General features: G+C 59.4%; 27 protein-coding genes. All 27 read right to left on the bottom strand.

Annotated elements, in window-relative coordinates:
- Positions 1-1,085: 1,085 nt before the first annotated feature.
- The gene (locus F624_RS0106130; RefSeq protein ID WP_031254262.1) at positions 1,086-1,415 is read right to left on the bottom strand and encodes a hypothetical protein; all 330 of its coding nucleotides are present in this window, start codon (positions 1,413-1,415) and stop codon (positions 1,086-1,088) included.
- A gap of 101 nt (positions 1,416-1,516) precedes the next feature.
- Entirely contained in the window at positions 1,517-1,960 is a 444-nt protein-coding gene (locus F624_RS0106135; protein ID WP_157443346.1) for a hypothetical protein, read from the bottom strand.
- Complete coding sequence (locus F624_RS0106140; protein ID WP_019573397.1) at positions 1,950-2,237, bottom strand: hypothetical protein; 288 nt, start codon at positions 2,235-2,237, stop codon at positions 1,950-1,952. Before F624_RS0106140 ends, F624_RS0106135 begins: the two co-directional genes overlap by 11 nt.
- Positions 2,227-2,565, bottom strand: coding sequence for a hypothetical protein (locus tag F624_RS0106145; RefSeq protein ID WP_019573398.1), 339 nt, complete (start codon positions 2,563-2,565; stop codon positions 2,227-2,229). The genes F624_RS0106140 and F624_RS0106145 overlap by 11 nt, the downstream gene beginning before the upstream one ends.
- Complete coding sequence (locus tag F624_RS32225) at positions 2,562-2,879, bottom strand: DUF5406 family protein (RefSeq protein WP_019573399.1); 318 nt, start codon at positions 2,877-2,879, stop codon at positions 2,562-2,564. Before F624_RS32225 ends, F624_RS0106145 begins: the two co-directional genes overlap by 4 nt.
- 247 nt (positions 2,880-3,126) lie before the next feature.
- The gene (locus F624_RS0106155; RefSeq protein WP_019573400.1) at positions 3,127-3,612 is read right to left on the bottom strand and encodes an XF1762 family protein; all 486 of its coding nucleotides are present in this window, start codon (positions 3,610-3,612) and stop codon (positions 3,127-3,129) included.
- Positions 3,612-5,093 (bottom strand): hypothetical protein, encoded by a 1,482-nt coding sequence (locus F624_RS0106160; protein WP_019573401.1) that lies wholly within the window; start codon positions 5,091-5,093, stop codon positions 3,612-3,614. Before F624_RS0106160 ends, F624_RS0106155 begins: the two co-directional genes overlap by 1 nt.
- A complete protein-coding gene (locus F624_RS0106165; RefSeq protein WP_019573402.1) occupies positions 5,090-5,470 on the bottom strand; it encodes a hypothetical protein in 381 nt (126 codons plus the stop codon). The genes F624_RS0106160 and F624_RS0106165 overlap by 4 nt, the downstream gene beginning before the upstream one ends.
- 148 nt (positions 5,471-5,618) lie before the next feature.
- On the bottom strand, positions 5,619-6,017 hold the full coding sequence (locus tag F624_RS0106170) for a hypothetical protein (RefSeq protein WP_019573403.1): 399 nt from the start codon (positions 6,015-6,017) through the stop codon (positions 5,619-5,621).
- Positions 6,018-6,209: 192 nt separating this feature from the next.
- Complete coding sequence (locus F624_RS0106180; protein ID WP_019573405.1) at positions 6,210-6,494, bottom strand: hypothetical protein; 285 nt, start codon at positions 6,492-6,494, stop codon at positions 6,210-6,212.
- A complete protein-coding gene (locus F624_RS34720; RefSeq protein WP_157443347.1) occupies positions 6,491-6,760 on the bottom strand; it encodes a hypothetical protein in 270 nt (89 codons plus the stop codon). Before F624_RS34720 ends, F624_RS0106180 begins: the two co-directional genes overlap by 4 nt.
- A complete protein-coding gene (locus tag F624_RS34725; RefSeq protein WP_157443348.1) occupies positions 6,757-6,972 on the bottom strand; it encodes a hypothetical protein in 216 nt (71 codons plus the stop codon). Before F624_RS34725 ends, F624_RS34720 begins: the two co-directional genes overlap by 4 nt.
- Entirely contained in the window at positions 6,969-7,436 is a 468-nt protein-coding gene (locus F624_RS0106190) for a hypothetical protein (RefSeq protein ID WP_019573407.1), read from the bottom strand. The genes F624_RS34725 and F624_RS0106190 overlap by 4 nt, the downstream gene beginning before the upstream one ends.
- 57 nt (positions 7,437-7,493) lie before the next feature.
- Positions 7,494-7,637, bottom strand: coding sequence for a hypothetical protein (locus tag F624_RS35705; protein ID WP_019573408.1), 144 nt, complete (start codon positions 7,635-7,637; stop codon positions 7,494-7,496).
- Positions 7,634-7,948, bottom strand: coding sequence for a hypothetical protein (locus F624_RS32230; protein ID WP_019573409.1), 315 nt, complete (start codon positions 7,946-7,948; stop codon positions 7,634-7,636). Before F624_RS32230 ends, F624_RS35705 begins: the two co-directional genes overlap by 4 nt.
- On the bottom strand, positions 7,945-8,853 hold the full coding sequence (locus F624_RS0106200; RefSeq protein ID WP_019573410.1) for a recombination-associated protein RdgC: 909 nt from the start codon (positions 8,851-8,853) through the stop codon (positions 7,945-7,947). The genes F624_RS32230 and F624_RS0106200 overlap by 4 nt, the downstream gene beginning before the upstream one ends.
- Before the next feature lie 13 nt (positions 8,854-8,866).
- Positions 8,867-9,112 (bottom strand): KTSC domain-containing protein, encoded by a 246-nt coding sequence (locus F624_RS0106205; protein ID WP_019573411.1) that lies wholly within the window; start codon positions 9,110-9,112, stop codon positions 8,867-8,869.
- Positions 9,113-9,181: 69 nt separating this feature from the next.
- Positions 9,182-10,345, bottom strand: coding sequence for a DUF1351 domain-containing protein (locus F624_RS32235; protein ID WP_019573412.1), 1,164 nt, complete (start codon positions 10,343-10,345; stop codon positions 9,182-9,184).
- Between the two features lie 11 nt (positions 10,346-10,356).
- The gene (locus F624_RS0106215) at positions 10,357-11,106 is read right to left on the bottom strand and encodes a hypothetical protein (protein ID WP_019573413.1); all 750 of its coding nucleotides are present in this window, start codon (positions 11,104-11,106) and stop codon (positions 10,357-10,359) included.
- Positions 11,103-11,912 carry an ERF family protein gene (locus F624_RS0106220; protein ID WP_019573414.1) on the bottom strand — a complete coding sequence of 270 codons (810 nt, stop codon included), beginning with the start codon at positions 11,910-11,912 and terminating at the stop codon, positions 11,103-11,105. Before F624_RS0106220 ends, F624_RS0106215 begins: the two co-directional genes overlap by 4 nt.
- A gap of 7 nt (positions 11,913-11,919) precedes the next feature.
- Positions 11,920-12,117 (bottom strand): hypothetical protein, encoded by a 198-nt coding sequence (locus tag F624_RS0106225; protein ID WP_019573415.1) that lies wholly within the window; start codon positions 12,115-12,117, stop codon positions 11,920-11,922.
- Entirely contained in the window at positions 12,114-12,515 is a 402-nt protein-coding gene (locus F624_RS33270) for a hypothetical protein (protein ID WP_031254265.1), read from the bottom strand. Before F624_RS33270 ends, F624_RS0106225 begins: the two co-directional genes overlap by 4 nt.
- Entirely contained in the window at positions 12,512-12,853 is a 342-nt protein-coding gene (locus tag F624_RS0106235; protein WP_019573416.1) for a hypothetical protein, read from the bottom strand. The genes F624_RS33270 and F624_RS0106235 overlap by 4 nt, the downstream gene beginning before the upstream one ends.
- Positions 12,850-13,338, bottom strand: a complete 489-nt coding sequence (locus F624_RS0106240; RefSeq protein ID WP_019573417.1) for a hypothetical protein — start codon at positions 13,336-13,338, stop codon at positions 12,850-12,852. Before F624_RS0106240 ends, F624_RS0106235 begins: the two co-directional genes overlap by 4 nt.
- Positions 13,339-13,382: 44 nt before the next feature.
- Entirely contained in the window at positions 13,383-13,832 is a 450-nt protein-coding gene (locus F624_RS34730) for a hypothetical protein (protein WP_031254266.1), read from the bottom strand.
- 23 nt (positions 13,833-13,855) lie between these two features.
- On the bottom strand, positions 13,856-14,410 hold the full coding sequence (locus F624_RS0106250) for a hypothetical protein (RefSeq protein WP_019573419.1): 555 nt from the start codon (positions 14,408-14,410) through the stop codon (positions 13,856-13,858).
- 217 nt (positions 14,411-14,627) lie between these two features.
- Positions 14,628-15,008: a hypothetical protein gene (locus F624_RS0106255; protein WP_019573420.1), complete on the bottom strand. Its 381-nt coding sequence runs from the start codon at positions 15,006-15,008 to the stop codon at positions 14,628-14,630.
- Positions 15,009-15,023: the final 15 nt, after the last annotated feature.

Here is a 15,023-nt window from a genome sequence, read left to right on the forward strand (position 1 = left end):
GGGCTGGTGGGGGTTAGGCTTTTGACTGCTTTGGATGTCGTCTACCGATGTTCACAAAGCAGTTGTCTTTGCTCCATGGCAGTTGGTTGTCACGCCTGGATATAGTTTCGTGGGGATGAATCTGTCCAAAGTCAGCTAGGAAGTTTTCGAACTCATCCCAACGCGGGTCATATTCGTGACAGACCAGATGGAAGCCGGCCCTCCAACCTTCACGAACTCCAGCAAGGATCTTTTGCCAAGCTCGGTAGATTGGTGTGTGCCCGTTTAGAACTCCGTTAACTGCGTGACCGTGACGTATCTTTTCCTTGCCAAGTTCGATTTGTCTCTCAAGGTGAAAGCATCCACACGAGGTTGTATGGTCATTAATTAGATCTTGTGGCCGCACAACAGCTTGCGCTCCGCAATCGCATCGACATACAAGGCGAGTCTTTACATTTGATCTATCCGGGTCGACATCAGAGCCAGTGACAAGCAGCCGACCATAACGTTTGCCGAAGTACCTTTCCAACTCGAAGCGTGCCATGCCATTCTTAGATTTGAGTTTGGAAACGCATGCTCGGCATGATGGCTTTCGTCCTTTCTTGATGGCATCCTTCAGTACGCCCAGGCGCCTATCTTCAGTGGCGCCGCATTCGCATTGGCATGCAACTTCAGCTTTCCTTCCAAACTTGACCGTGCGCAGAACGCGCAGGCATCCATATTGCGTCCCGGGCTCTGCGCCAATAGGCGTTTTGACTGGATGTGGAGCATCACCCATTCTGTTTCTCCATGAAAAAAGCCCCTTTCGGGGCCTAAGTTGTTGATTTCATTCAACTCTGTCAGAAAGTCAGACTTGAATCGCCCCTTTCGGGGCCTGTGGTTGGGTGGGGGAGGGGGTTAGCTAGATCGGATGCGTTCAGCAAGCTGTTTGGCAAATTCTGGGGCTAGCTCAGACAAGTTGACCATGTATGTCGGAGGCGCTCTCATTGACCTGATTGCTGCAAGCTGATCAACGTATGGCTTGGCATCGCGCATGTATGCCTGCCGGAGTTCTTCTAGGCGTTCAATCAGAAATCGCTCGTGAACATCAATGTTGGATTCTTCGCTCACTTTACCTTCTCCCCAATGGCTGCGACCGTGAGAACAATAGCCCTGCGCCACATGGCGGTTTCATCCTGGCCCGCGCATTCGAGGTAAGCAACACCCAGGAAGCGCAGGAATTCGTCTGTGCCAAACACCCTGAATTTGATGCCCAGACGGAAGGCATCGCCGTCGTTTTCGAGGGGATTCCAGCCCGTGCTCACCAGTTCGCCGTCCCTGTACGCCACCAACGCCATGACAGGCGGATCAAGAAGAAGCCGTTCGGCATTCCATTTGTGATCAGTGGTGTACCCCGCAGCCCTAGCCGCGCTCTCAAGTAGCTCTCTGTCGGTCATGGTTGATCCTTTCCTGCCTTCTTCACAACCACGGCCTGGCCTTTGTCTCCGATTTGAAGCACGAGAGACGACGACCCGCCAAGACCGTGGTATCGAACGCGCTACTTCGCAGAATCCAGCATTGAGTGGTCAACAAAGACCAGCCCCTCCGATCCATCAGTCGGATGACGAATGGTGTCACCCGCATGAATCGGGTTTCCTGCAAAGTCAGTCCACGGGGCCTCCAAAGGCCAGTGGGCCGTAATGCTCGGTTGTGCAGGATCGAAGTCGGCCGGCATTTCTTTACTTCCCGCGTCCACAGGGGAATCAACTGCCTTATCAAGTTCTTCGCCTCGAAGCACATCACCTATGCCATTGATGATGCTCCATCGCTGGCCACGTCGCATCAGTCGATACCTGGCTGCATCCCTGGTGTCCCCCTCCATCTCCTTCCTCACGGCTTGCTCGATGGCTCGGGCGAAATTCCGATGAACTGCCAACAATGCCCCGGGCATTTGCCCAAACATCTGAGCGGTCTGGGCGTCAATCTGTTCTTCAGTCAGCATGAGCATGCTCCTTGAGCCAAGACACGCAGGCATCGTGCGAAGTCAAGACGTGGTGTAGTGGTGGGTCAATGTCCCAGGCGGCCAGTTCTTCTGCGAGCGCATCTCGGCATTGTTCTACGAGTGTGCGCATCTCTTGGCGCACGGCTTGCTCGACATCGGAGATCAGGGCGGCCAGATCGGCCTCAGTGAACCCGAGGGCCTTGGTGAACACCACCCGATTGCGGTACGTGGTGGCGTGGCGCTTGATGAGGGCGGCCTTTTGTTCTTCAGTCAGCATCTTTGTTCTCCTTGAGCCACTTGCGGGCGTCGCGCATGGCGGCGAGATAGTCATCTGACACTCTGACGGTCTTTGAACTCGCCATCGCATCCAGCATCTGCCGCACCATCTCATCGGCATCGAGCTTGAGTTGCTCCACCTCCATCCTGACAATCTCCCGGACCTGGGTTGCGGTGTAGAGGGGTTCGGTGAAAGATTTCGCGGTGGATGGGTGCATGCTGGTTGTCACCGTTTCGTGAGTGGCGACCCGATAGCTCGGCTGACCATATCCACCCGAAGTTCCGTCATCTCTGAACGCCACCGGCTCCGGCCAGTTCTCTGGGGTCATGGCTTTTCCTCAATGCGGTTGATGATGGCCGTAGCAACGCACATATCGCGCATCTCCGATTCATCCTCAAACCAGACCTCCAGCGTGTCGCCGTTGGGCTTGGTGAGAATGAGCATCAGCATTCCATACTCATCGCAATGCTTTTCGTAGTAGTTTTCGATTGCGATCTCAAACAAAGTCGATCCCCGGCAGTTGCCGCCAACTTCCGATTCCAGATCAATCGAATAGTCCCACTGCATCAGGGTGCTGCGGATCGTGTGCTTGGACCAGCGGACATTTGGGTCGTATTGGTCGACGCATGTGATGGTTTTCATGTCGGTGTTCCTCCATTGGGTTGTGCTGCCGGCTTTTGCCAATAGGTCGTGCAGTAATCGCCTTCACACTCTCGGCAGTGCTCGCAATCGCATTCGAGGTCGGTTTCCCACTGCCATACCCTGGCTCGCTGATCAACGAATTCGTGAGGCCCCGAATGCCCATCGGGCAGCACACATCCATTGATGTCTGTCAGAAATGGGTCATCGCTAAACAGGATGCTGCATATTGCGTTTCTACCGGCCATCTCTACACCCCTCCTTTCTGTGCTGCCTTGATTTCCCAGAGCACGCGAGCCACGCCGCCATTCCCCACTGGGTCGCGCATCGCGCGCAATTTCTCATTGGCTGTTGATGCCGCCCAAGAGCCGCGCGGGGCCAGTTCCTTGACGCGTACCCAACCAGCGGCACGCAGACTGGCGCCACTCTCGTCGTGCTGCGTGTACGTGATGCAGCGGACATAGCCCATAGCGCGGGCAGCCCGCCACACGGCCCCGTAGAGCATGCTGTTGGCGTTCCTGGTGCCATCCGTGCAGGATCGGTTGACCTCCAGCGTCAGGCCATCATCGTTGTGCCGCGCGACAGGGCGCCCCGCTGTGGCCACGCCGACCAGCGTGCCGTCAGGCCGGCGCAGCGCGACGCCAAATTTCCAGCCGCATGGCGGTTTGTTGTGACGGTGGTGCGCCGCGATAAAGGCGCACGCTTGCTTGAGAGATATTGGAGCAATCTTCAGCATCACGCACCGCCTTTCTGTGCTGCCTCGGTGGGCTGTGCCTCGGGAGCCCCCTCATCAAGCATGTCCACCTCGGTGAATTTCCCGTCGAGAAATGCTTCGAGCATGGAGCATGCAGAAGCGGCCAGATCATTCAGGTTTTTGACGTTCGGATCGGCTGTCAGGTGCAGTCGCTTGACTCCCAAGTCCTTCAACCGCGTATCCAGGGCGGCGCAGCGCTGTTTGAGGTCGGGGCTCATGGGCTGTGCCTCAACCCTTGAGGAATCCTTAATGGTTGCCTCGGGCTGGGGAGCGGCAAGCATGGCGAGATGAGCCCGGATCCGATCAATGAGCTTGGAATCTCCATCCTCAAACTCGATCCCGTGGGCATCGGTGCCGAATTCCTTCTCGACATCGACCAGAATTGCGCGCTGCTCATCGCACAGCGTGCTTAGGTGCCAAACCTCAGATTCCAGTGATGCGTTTTGGATTTCCAGGTCATCCAACTTGGACCGCAGGTTGTCGCGCTCGCGCCGTGCTTCATCGCGGGCCGCGCAAAGGCTTCTCAGCTCACGGCTATCTGCGTCATGCTGTTCCAGGGCCTTGGCCTGTACCTCGGGCCGGGGAGCGGAGAGCAAAGCAGCCAACGCATCTCGGTCCTTCCAGCCTTTTGCATCGCACGGGGCGCCCACCGGGGCCGGGGTAAACCAAACTGTCAGTTTGGGGACGTGATGCTGGGCTTCACCATCGAAATCAAATCCCAAGTCAGTGCGTGTGACCCCCTCGGGCACGGCTGGCCGTGTCAGCGCCTGAGGCATCACCGAGAGGTCAATGTGCCCGGCCCCATCCACGCCGTTATCCACCCAGCAGATGGGCAGGCTTGTCGCAATGCGCCCGAAGGGCTTTTGTTCCCAGTTGTAGGCACCATCCCGATCAATGCCGCAAGCGGCCTTGGCGATGGCGTGGGCAAGCGTTTCAGCGTCAGCGGCGCCCTCGCACCAAGGCGCAGCAATCAGGTCCATGTCCCGACGCATGGAGCCATGCACGCCGATGGCATACCCGTTGGCATACGCGGTTGCGCGAATGGCCGGTAGGCGCGACTCAAAAAACGCCTGCATTTCTTCAATGGATGACGCCATGAACCATGCGCCTTGGGTGTAATGGATCACCGGCTTGATCAGCGCCTCCACCTGGGCGCGCAGTGCGTCACGCTCATTTGTTACTGCCGTCAATTGGTAGCGCATGTCCACCAGACTGGCGTGGTAGTTGTATCGCTCCTGGGCGCAGATCTTGAAAGCTGCCCGCTCCGTTTCCAGGTCGGCGCGCAGGGCTTCGTTTTCTGCGGAGAGTCGGCGGAGTTCGGCGGCTGCGTCTTGCAGCAGTCCAGACATGAGCGCATTGGCTCGCATCGGGGTGTCGAAATTCCCTGGGTAGAAATCCTCGGGGTTCATGCAGACATCCGCAAATTGGGCTGTAGTCAGGGCCTTCTGTTCTGTGGTGCTCATGGCAATTCCTCCGCTGTCAACTTCATTTCGCGCGATTTGCCGGTGATCTTCCAGTAGTGCTCCAAACTCACATGCTTGTCAGCCCAGGCAGTGAGTAGCGCCAAAAGCTCTGCCTTTGCCTCTTGAGTGACATTGGAGAATTCGTTGTCAAAGACTTCTCCAATTTCCTCGTAAGCCTGCTCGTCCAAGCGCTCAAGGATTGAATCCACCTCATGGCGGCTGACAACATCAGCATTCGTGAACGGCCTGCAGTCGGCCTCGTAATAGACATCGCCAACGGCCGGCTCAATCATTGAGTCCAGCAAATCCCCAAGGGAGTCGTGATTGAATTCCTCGTTGTCGAGGCTGTAGCATTTGGATTGGGTTGTGGTGCTCATGATTTCTTTCCTTCCTGGGCGCGGATCTCAGCGCACCGTTGATCTACAACCCGGCGAGCGCCTGGGCGAGTTGCCAGCCATCTGCTGAGCTTCTTGTCGTCGTCTTGGAGTAGTCCCGGAGGCCAGCCGGTTTTGCCTCCGTTGGTGCTCATGGGGCCTCCTTGGGTGGCGGGGGGAGTGGGCGCCAGTGGGTGGGCTCCCATGAAAAACCCCAGCCATTTTTTGGCTCGGACCAATCCCATCCGCACTCAAGAGGTCCCTTGCCGGCCATATGATCCGCATAGCCCTGAGACCCCTCGCCGTAAAAATTCATCTTGGTTTCACGGGCGCCGTACTTGGCGTGCCAGCCAATGATTGACGTCCCATCCTTAGGCGCCGTCTCAATCGGCTGCCACCCCTCTGCCAAAGCCTCTTCCTTTGCGAGAGAGATGAGGCGGGCGGCAAAGTCCTCAATCAGCTTGAAATAGTCGGCTTTGGGGCCGCCAGTCAGTACCGGAATAACTTTTGTTTCCCGTGCCAGCCGGATGACTTCAGAGGTGGGGGTCATGGGGTTTCCTTTTCATTCACAACCTCGCGCAAATACATCAGCGCAACGACTGGAGACATGCACAAGTAAAAGAGGCCGATTGCTCTCAGGTAGATGGTTCTGAATGGCTCATCCAGCCCAAGGATGGCGAAGCCAACACAGCACAACGCGAGATACGCCAGGAAGATCAAAAAATAGTGGCGGCCTTTCATCTCACTCCCCCTTCCCGGTAGCGCGGGCAATGGCGGCTCGGGCAAATTCGATGTCTTCTTGGGTCAGCTCTGCGGAGTCGTCGGCTTTGACGATGCGGGTCAGTGCCATCAGCAGATCCGGCGCGGTGGCGATCAGGCTGGCGTCTGCAAAAGCTTGTTCTTGCTCTTTGGGGTCCCTGTTGTAGTTGAAATAGATCGTTGCTGGACCGACGCTATACCATTGGCCCCCATCTGAGTTGTCATACTCAATAGGCCATGGCCCCGGTGTATGCAGTGCTTCACTCATGTCTTTTCTCCTTGGGCAGCCTTGCCGATCACGTACTGGGCAAAGCGGATGTAGCGGTAATAAATGGGCTCACTTCGATCGTGGTAGCGGCAGTAATCATTGATGTCGCCAAAGCCATCAATGAACTGGCTCCCACACTCGCATCGATCTTTGACTTTCACCCGGGCTTGATATGCCTTGTTCGCCTCAGCCCGAATCGCTGCCTTCTTGCTGAACCATCTACGCCCACCGCCCCGGTATACCGTTGCTGTTTCTGTTTGGATCACGGCTTTTCTCCTTGGGTGGACAGGGCGGCGTCAATGGCTGATCTCATCCGGGTCTGGAACTCAGATCGGTCATGCACACCTGAGAACCAGGCATTGATGGCCGCTTCGATTTGTGCTTCTGTCAGATTGAGGGATGACTGCTTGCGCTCAATCTCTGCTGCTGCTGCCTCCAGCAAACGGGACGCCTGGCGGAGTTCTTCGGGGAGGGTCATTGCAGTGCACCCAGCTTCCCAGCAGCGCGCAGACGGCGGGCCGCCTCATCCCCTGCTTTGACGATGTCGTCCATGGTGGATTTCTCCAGAAGGTCTGAGACCAGATCCATGCCGGCCTGCAGGTCTTGCATGGCCTGGGCGTCCAGGCCGATGGTCTTGGTGCGCGCGGCCCGGGCCTCAATGCGGTCCAGCGATTCCATGGCCCGGACAAAGACCTCAACGCAAAGGGCATCGATGCGCTCACTCCGGACTTCGCCGAACTTCATGGAGCGCTGCAGGGCCTCAATGTCGGCCTGGGTGGCCGAGCCAATCCGCATTCGCTCGTAGGCCATTCGGATCGGGTTCATCATGGTTGCGTGCTCTTCCTTGGTCAGGGTCTGAACCCTGGCCATCAGGCTGTAGATGGCTGCTTGGTGGCGGACCTGGTGCTTTGCCAGGGATGCATTGCGGTGGGCTGTTTTCATGGCGTTTGGGCGCAAAAAAGCCCACATACAGTGGGCTAGTTAAGGGGGATGGCGGGGTCAGACGGCAGGGAGCCCCATTTCCGCCAGGTGCCGGGCTGCAGCGCGTTCAATGGTCTCGGCCACGGCGGCACGCGCTTGGCGCTCCAGGCTGGGCAGAAAGTCGGCGCGCTTGGCCGCCAGTAACTCCAGGCCCTCAATCACATCAGGGTGCAGCGCCAGATAGTCGAGAGCGGGGTCCAGAAACTTGTTTTTTCATAGCAGATGACGCCGCACATGCCACCCAGCACACGGCCGGGGAATCCTGGGGCGCGGCGCAACAGCTTGGCCAGGTTGTTGTAGAGGGCCGCCAGGTGCTCCGGTTCATCGGCGTCGAAATCATCCTCCAGGGCACTGAGGTCTTCAGGCCCATCAATCGACCATGGGCCGCCCCATCTGCGGTCAATCTCGTGCAGAACGTTCATCAGGTCATAGCCGGCGTCAATGTCGCGGGCTGATGGCTTGGCCATCTTCATGCTGCACCGCCTTCCACGCCCGGCCGCTGCGCCTCACCGCCCAGGGCGTTGATCAGGTCGGGCAGCATCTTGGAAAGCTCACCGGTGGTGATGGCCACGTCAGCATCAAACCCGCCGTCATCGGCTGACTTGCCCTCGAACACAACATCCAGGAAGCTCAGCTTCTTGACGCGCATGCCCTCGGTCAGGACGAATGAAACCCTGTCATCCCAGGTCAAAGCCAGCTTTGTCGGCAGCTTGCCCTGGGCGATGTGCTGCTTGACCTCTTCGATGTCCAGAGGGTGGCGGCCGTACTTGACCACCGACTTGGATTCGTCGGCGGCCTTGAGCTCGCATTCCTGCTCGATGGCAAAGCCGGCCGGTGGTTCCTGGGTGGTCAGCCACTCAGCCATGGCGCTCACCGGACTTTGCTTCGTGTCCAGCAGGGCCACGGCAAAGCCGTCGATCGCCTTGACCAGTGCCGTCACAACTTCATCGGCCCGGCCCTGGGTCGCAGAGTCGATCACCAGCAGGCCGGCGCCGATCCAGACCAGTGCTGCGCCCATCTTGCTGAAGGCCATCGGCAGCAGGCTGTGGCGGATCTCTTCCTTGAGCTCCTTCATCTCTTTCTTGCCGGGCTTGCGGCCGGTGGTCTGCTCGATCTGCTGGGCCCGTTCCTTGGCCTTGCGCGCCAGGACGGCACCGGGCACGGCCTTGGTCTCGGATTGGAACTTCAGGATCCACTGGCCTCCGATGGATTCGACCAGGGGGCCGTGGGCATCGCCGCGCGGCTCGACCCAGCCGATGGATCGTTCTTGTGTGGGGCCGCACTCCACGAATCGAGCCTTGGCCAGGGCCTGCTCGACGGTTTCGAGATCCAGGGCAGGGCCTGGGGCGATGCGGTAGATGATCAGGTTTTTCAGCATGTCGGGCTCCTTTTCACTTGGCCTTGGGTTCGATCTTCTTGAAGGGCAGCTTCTTGATGTGCTGCCCGAAGTGCGTGCCGATGGACTTGGCGCCGATCAGGTCTTTCCACGCCTTTTCTTCCACCCCCGGGTAGTGGTAGACGGCACCATTGCCACGGGTGAACTTGATGGCCAGGGTCTTGCTCGTGGCGTCGTAGCCAACGGAATGGATCTGGCTGGACTTGACCGGGCTCAGGGTGATGTTGGGGTGCTTGTTCACTTGGGATGCTCCAAAAAGAAAGCCCGCTCAGTGGCGGGCATCAGGTGGCAGGAAAGGGTGGGCAGCGCGTCAGGCAGCCCTGCGGTACAGGCCGCGGATCGTGCTGAGGTGCTGCGCCAGGGCGTCGCAGATGGCCTCGAAGTCGCTCTGGCGGAACAGCGTGGATCGGCGCTCTGTGCCCACCGATTCAAAGCCCAGGGCCTTGAGCTGGGCAGCCGTCACATCGCACTTGCCCAGGGCAGCGTTGATCTCGCCCAGGTTCAGGCAGTCGGCCCGGGGCAGTTCTGCAGCGGCCGGCTGCACGGTTTCAGCGTTGGCGGCTGGGGCTTGGTCCTGCAGCTGCACTTCTTGGCCGGCCTGCTGGATCTCGGGCTGGGCCAGGGGGCGCTCAAGTTCCGGAGCGCTGATCGGCTCAGGGGCCGGGGCGGCAATGGCGGGCGCTGCTGCCTGGGCCTTCGCGGCTTCCAGGCGTTCGGCTTCGGCCTTCTGGGCTTCCTGCTGGGCGCGCAATTCGGCGGCGGCCTGCTCAAGGGCGGCCTGCTGCGCGGCCAGGGCCTCGGCTTGCCGGCGCTGCTCGGCGGCCACGCGCTCGTTCTCGATGCGCTGCGCCTCCACCCGGGCAGCTTCGTCTTCGCGGAGCTTTGCGGTGTCGTGCATGGTGCGCATGGCTTCCAGGGTCTCGGTCTTGGCCAGGGTGGCTTCGCCGGAGAACTCTTCCATGGCCTCGGGCGAAACATCGATCAGCTCGACCTGGGCAATGCCGTTGGCGATGCGCTCGGACGTGATGCCCTGGCAGCGGCCCACGCAGGCCCGGATCGCGGAAATCTTGGCTTGGAACATTGCGGCGCGCTCGGCGGCCAGGCGGTCGCGTTCGGCTTTCTCGGCGGCGCGGCGGCCTTCATCTGCCTTGATCTGGGCATCGATCGGCTTTTCCAGCGCTTCGATTTCAGCGGTGACCCGGGCGGCTTCGCTGTCGATGCGCTTGCCGAATTCCAGGGCCGGGGCCTTGAACTCCTTGCGCTTCTTCTCCAGCGAGGTGCGCAGGGTGGTCAGCTCCAGGCGGGCGGCCCGGGCTTCCTTGTCGCCCTTGGTGGTCGTCATGTCGAAGACGACACCCTGATAGCGGTTGACCAGGATGGCCAGGGCTGCCTCGGTGCGGCTGTACTGGACGATCACGGTGTTGCCGTTGATTTCGGCGCGGTCAAGGATTTCGGTTTCAGTGGCGGTGGTCATGGTGGTGGTCCTCAGAATGAGATGGCGGTGGCCTCAATGGCCGGCGCCTTGGGTGTTGCTGGAGTGGGGGCGGAAGGCGTGGCGGAGGCTTCGGGATCAACGAAGCGAATCACGTCGCCCAGCGTGTGGGTCCGGTCGAACTCGCTGATGACCTCGCGCATGTATTCGCGGGCGGCCTTCACGCGCTCATTGATCAGCGCTTCTTTCTCTGCGTCTCGCTTGATCACCCAGGAGGTGAGGCGATGGTGCTCGGGGATATGTGAGACGAGGTGCTGAGTCATGTTCTCGTAGCCGATCAGGTCGTCGGGGGTGTCAACCATTACGTAGTCAACAGACCATTCATCAGCATCCCAGAGCTTCATATAGCCTCTGCACTGCCATTCGTAGCCCTTGTCCTGGCAATCCAGCTCGGTGATGGGCAGCGTTGCGAGAGACCAGACGGATTTGATGTCCCGACCTCTTCGGCGCTCCGCCTCAAAGAGATCGCACTCGCCAGTCAGGAACCCGTCTGTGCGGCGCTCCTTGTTCTTGGAAAGGTTCAGGCCGCGCACTCGATTGAGAAGCTGAATGGACTGCTCTTCAACCAGAATGCCCTTTTCCATCTGCTTGCTGGAGACTTCGAAGTCCACTCCGAAGATTTCCTGCGCGGCCAGTTCCCGAATGTAGGTTTTGGCCCCAATGGACAAGATGCCGTCCGACTTGCTTTTCGGCTCGGTCATGATCTTGCCCAGGGATGAGCAGCGAATCAGAAGTTCTTTCATGACACCCTCGCATTGAAAGCACGCATGCCGGCAGCGTCGCGCGCATCGCTGATCGCCTTGCGGGCCTCTTTCACGGCCGCCTTGAATTCCTCAGGGTTCTGACGGCGGGCCAGCGCGTAGTCGATCCAGCTCTGAACCTCTTCGGAAACGAATTCGCCGGGTGCGGCGCTGGCCCCGTCGTCGTCCTCAATGTCTTCCGTTGACAGGCCTGTGGCCGCCAGCAGTGAGTGGCGTTCCAAGTAGGTCTTGGTCGACACGATGGCTTGAATGGCGTTCTTTCCGCCGGACTGGTCAGGCGGCCCGGCCATGCGGGTCGATTCGCTGTGGCCCTTTTTGTGGGTCAGGATGCATTCGATTTCGACCTGCCCCCCGGCCTGCGACACGTTCCATTTGTGGCTGATGCCCACCTTGGCCAAGGCCTCGATGATCGGCAACGTGACATCAAAGTGATCCGCATGGCGGTATCGCGTGCGGCCACCGGACTTGTTTTCGAAGTCAACCTGGCGGCGCTTTTGAATGCGCGGCGGGTTCTTCTTGAACTCAGCCATCGCATCCACGTAGGCCTTCTTGGCCTCGTTGGCCTCCCAGCGTTCCTGCACGGCCAGCACGCGTTCGATCTGGTCGACCGTGGCGCCGCGGCCCAATGCTGACAGCATCATGCCCATGGGCGATGCCTCGGCGAGTGGCTGGGCCTGGGCTTGGCGCTGCACGGCGCCGAGGGGCATGTCCAGCGTCATCAGGGAAAGGGCTTCGCGCTCTTCCTGCTCGACAAACTGGATTGGCATGGTGTCTGTTTCGGTTGTCATGTTGACCTCAAGAAAGAACGCCCCAGCAGTGGCCGGCAGCGAGAAAGATGACAAGTAGGACGAAGATCAGGACACCGGCCGTGCGGGCCGTGCTGATCACGTCATCAAGGAAGGTGGTGAATTCGTCGGCGTCATCCCGATGGCAGCCACCAGGAGTGGGGCAGGGCTCGCGGCCGGCGCGGCAGTCGCCTTTGCATGCACTCATGGGGTCACCTCGGTGAACGACAGAAGGGCGCGGGCGTGGACTTCTGCGGCTTCTTGGCTAGGGTGGCAAAGCCCACGCCTGAGCCATCGCAAGTCGCGCTGATCACCATCCCATTCAGCGACAGATGTGAGTATTTCTGACGACGTATCTGCCATCCAATAGGCTGTTCCAACCTCTGGCACTACTCGCAGCGGCTCGGGCACCTCAACCCCATTGATCAGGATTGGACGAGGTTTAATGCGGAAGTTTTCGGGCGCCGTTTCCTGATTGAAGATGTCCAGCAGGAGCGTGCTTGGGACTCGATCAAGCCACTCGCCGAGTACTGATTCGTACGCTTGAACCGGCTCGCCATCGGCAATCCAGCGAAGAACCTGCGCGTATTCGTGCTCGACTTTCATCGCTCACCCCCTTGAGCCAGCATCAGGCGATCCCGTGCACTGCGGCGGTCACGGTGGACGCAGTGAAGGGTTTCATCCGGGCCGCTCCAGACAGCGCGGGTGCCTGGGCCCGTCGTGCGGATGCAGACGGCATCACCGGCCAGTTGCACACGGCGCGAAAAGAGGTATTCGCCTTCGACCTGCTGTCCCTTGCGGTCAACATCGGCCACGGCCAGGGCGGTTTGCTTGGCAGCCTCCAGTTCGGTGGGCGCCCCTGATTCGGTGGCGGCCCAGGCGGCTGCAGCTAGCATCAGAACGACAGCCATCAAGGTGAGGGCGAAGTTTTCGAGGCGGTTCATACGATGGGCTCTCCCATGGTTGCAAGAATGGATTCGGCGCGGGCTTCTTCATCTGCCCGGCGCTGTGCTGCCAACTCGGCGTTCACGATTTCTGCGATGGTTTCAAGGCCAAGGCCTCGCATGGGGTAAGAGATGTCATCTCCGCAGTGGTCGACCCGGGTGATGTCATCAGGGGTCACGCTCTTTCCGCGTCCTGGCGGCTCAAAGTGCACCATGACCGGCCTGCTGATGAACGGGACCAGCACCGACACCGCAAATTCGTAGCCGGTAGGGCGCTTGCAATCAAAATCTGCAAGCTGAGCCAAGAGCCTAGTTTTTTCGAGCACCAAGCGGTCGTTTGCCGCTTCTGCGCGAACTGCCCGGGATGTCAGCTCATTGATGAACTCCAGCGTGGCGGGCTTGATGAAGGGGTCGCCCGGGACTGGCTGAATTTCAGGCCGGGATTCAATGGTTTGTTCAAACCGGATCGTCAGGTCGTTGGACATGGAACCTCCAGAAAAGACAAAGCCCGCACTGGGCGGGCTGGTGGTTAATCGGTGTAGGCAATGAACTTGAATTTGCCCTTGCCAAAGCTTTCAAATCGACCGCCAAACGTGCCATCAACTTGCTTTCTGACCATTTCTCTGTCGGCGCTATCGTTGCCAGACTGGGGGTAAACTCCTTCTTTGATCATTGAGCAACTGCTGTGTGATCTGGCTCGCCAACTGACCTTGGTGTTGTCCAGAGGCAGGCTGTCGATTCGCTCTTGCTCTTTGCGCCATTCCGCCCAGTAGTCCTTTTCGGCCTGGGTTTGTAGCTTTGCTTCCGGTTCCGGCTCGTCGGCCTCTTCCCACCCGCATTCAGGGCAAAAGTTGCGTGGCGATGTGCAGGAATGACAGGGCGGTGAAATGTGGCAAGAGCAATTTTCAGAAGGGTGAACATTAATCACGCCGGTGCAGCCATCGCGGCCGCAGGTGTCGCCTTCGCAGAATCCAGCCATACGGCCTCCAAAAGAAAAAGCCCTCACTCAGAGGGCTTTGTTGTGGGGGATTGGTTGGCCGAAAACCTGATGACCTTTTCAGAAAAATAGCTTTTCAGCCAATCCGTTGGACTTGCGTCACGGTCTATCTCGATTTCCATCCAGCTGTCACCGCCCCTCACTTCTTCAATATGACTTTGAATTGTTTCCCACATGGCTGCACCTTGTTTTGCCGCCTCAAGTTCGGAGCGGAGGCGCACGATTTCATCGCAGAGCCCGATGTGAGCGTCATCTTCTGCGGGTTGGAGTGCATACCACCGGCCATCCATTTCAGGCGGCAATATGGTGTATGGCCTACCGTCCTCGTCCAGGCTGAACTTGTAGCGGATTGCCTTCTGGCCGAACACTGCTTCTGCAGCCTTGACGGCACCGTCAAGTCGGGCGCGCAGGGCGTCACGTTCGGAGCGGAGAGAGGCGAGTTCGGCATCGGTCGCCGACAGCTTTTGAATCGCCTGCACCATCAGGTACGTGGTCATGTTCTCGCCGCCGTACTTGTTGACGTTCTCCGTCATCTCGGCAATCAGGTCTTTGGTGCTCATGCATTGCTCCATGAAAAAAGCCCCCTAGGGGGTTGGTTGGAATAGGGTGGGGCGGCTGTGGAAAACGGGAAACGCCTGTCGTTGGGATGTTTGGTACAGGTATCGAGGCTTATGGACCCCGCCCAACGCACTGCGACCGCCGTTGCCGCCCCGTAACTGAGAAACTCAACGCTCTGTCACTGCGCTCAGGTTCTCACCCTCGGGTGAGGGCTGAAGGTCACTCGCCATCGCGCACGGCCAGCTTGTGCGCACGCTTGAGCATGCGGCTGAGCTGGGAGTGGTAGTCCTCGGGCTGGCGGCGCACGACGCGCATGCGGGCCGAGTCAGGAATGTCAAAGGCACTGCTGTAGCGCTTGCCGTAGGTGCGGCCATGGCCATCGACCAAGCGATAGCCGACAGGGAATACCCCGGCCAGGAAGCCTTTGAACTGCCGGGCCTGGCGTGCTGGCTGCTTGCGGTCGCCTGCAGGCGCGGTGCCCACGATGTGGCGCAGCCGCGCGCGGGCGAGGGCGCGGTGCTCGTCGTATGCCTTGCCGTCCCATACGTATTGCAGGCGCCCATACCAATCACGCCGCCAATACCCGCCGGGGCGGGGCACTGATAGACGGGGTCC

The sequence above is a fragment of the Curvibacter lanceolatus ATCC 14669 genome, assembly GCF_000381265.1.
GTDB classification, from domain to species: domain Bacteria; phylum Pseudomonadota; class Gammaproteobacteria; order Burkholderiales; family Burkholderiaceae_C; genus Curvibacter; species Curvibacter lanceolatus.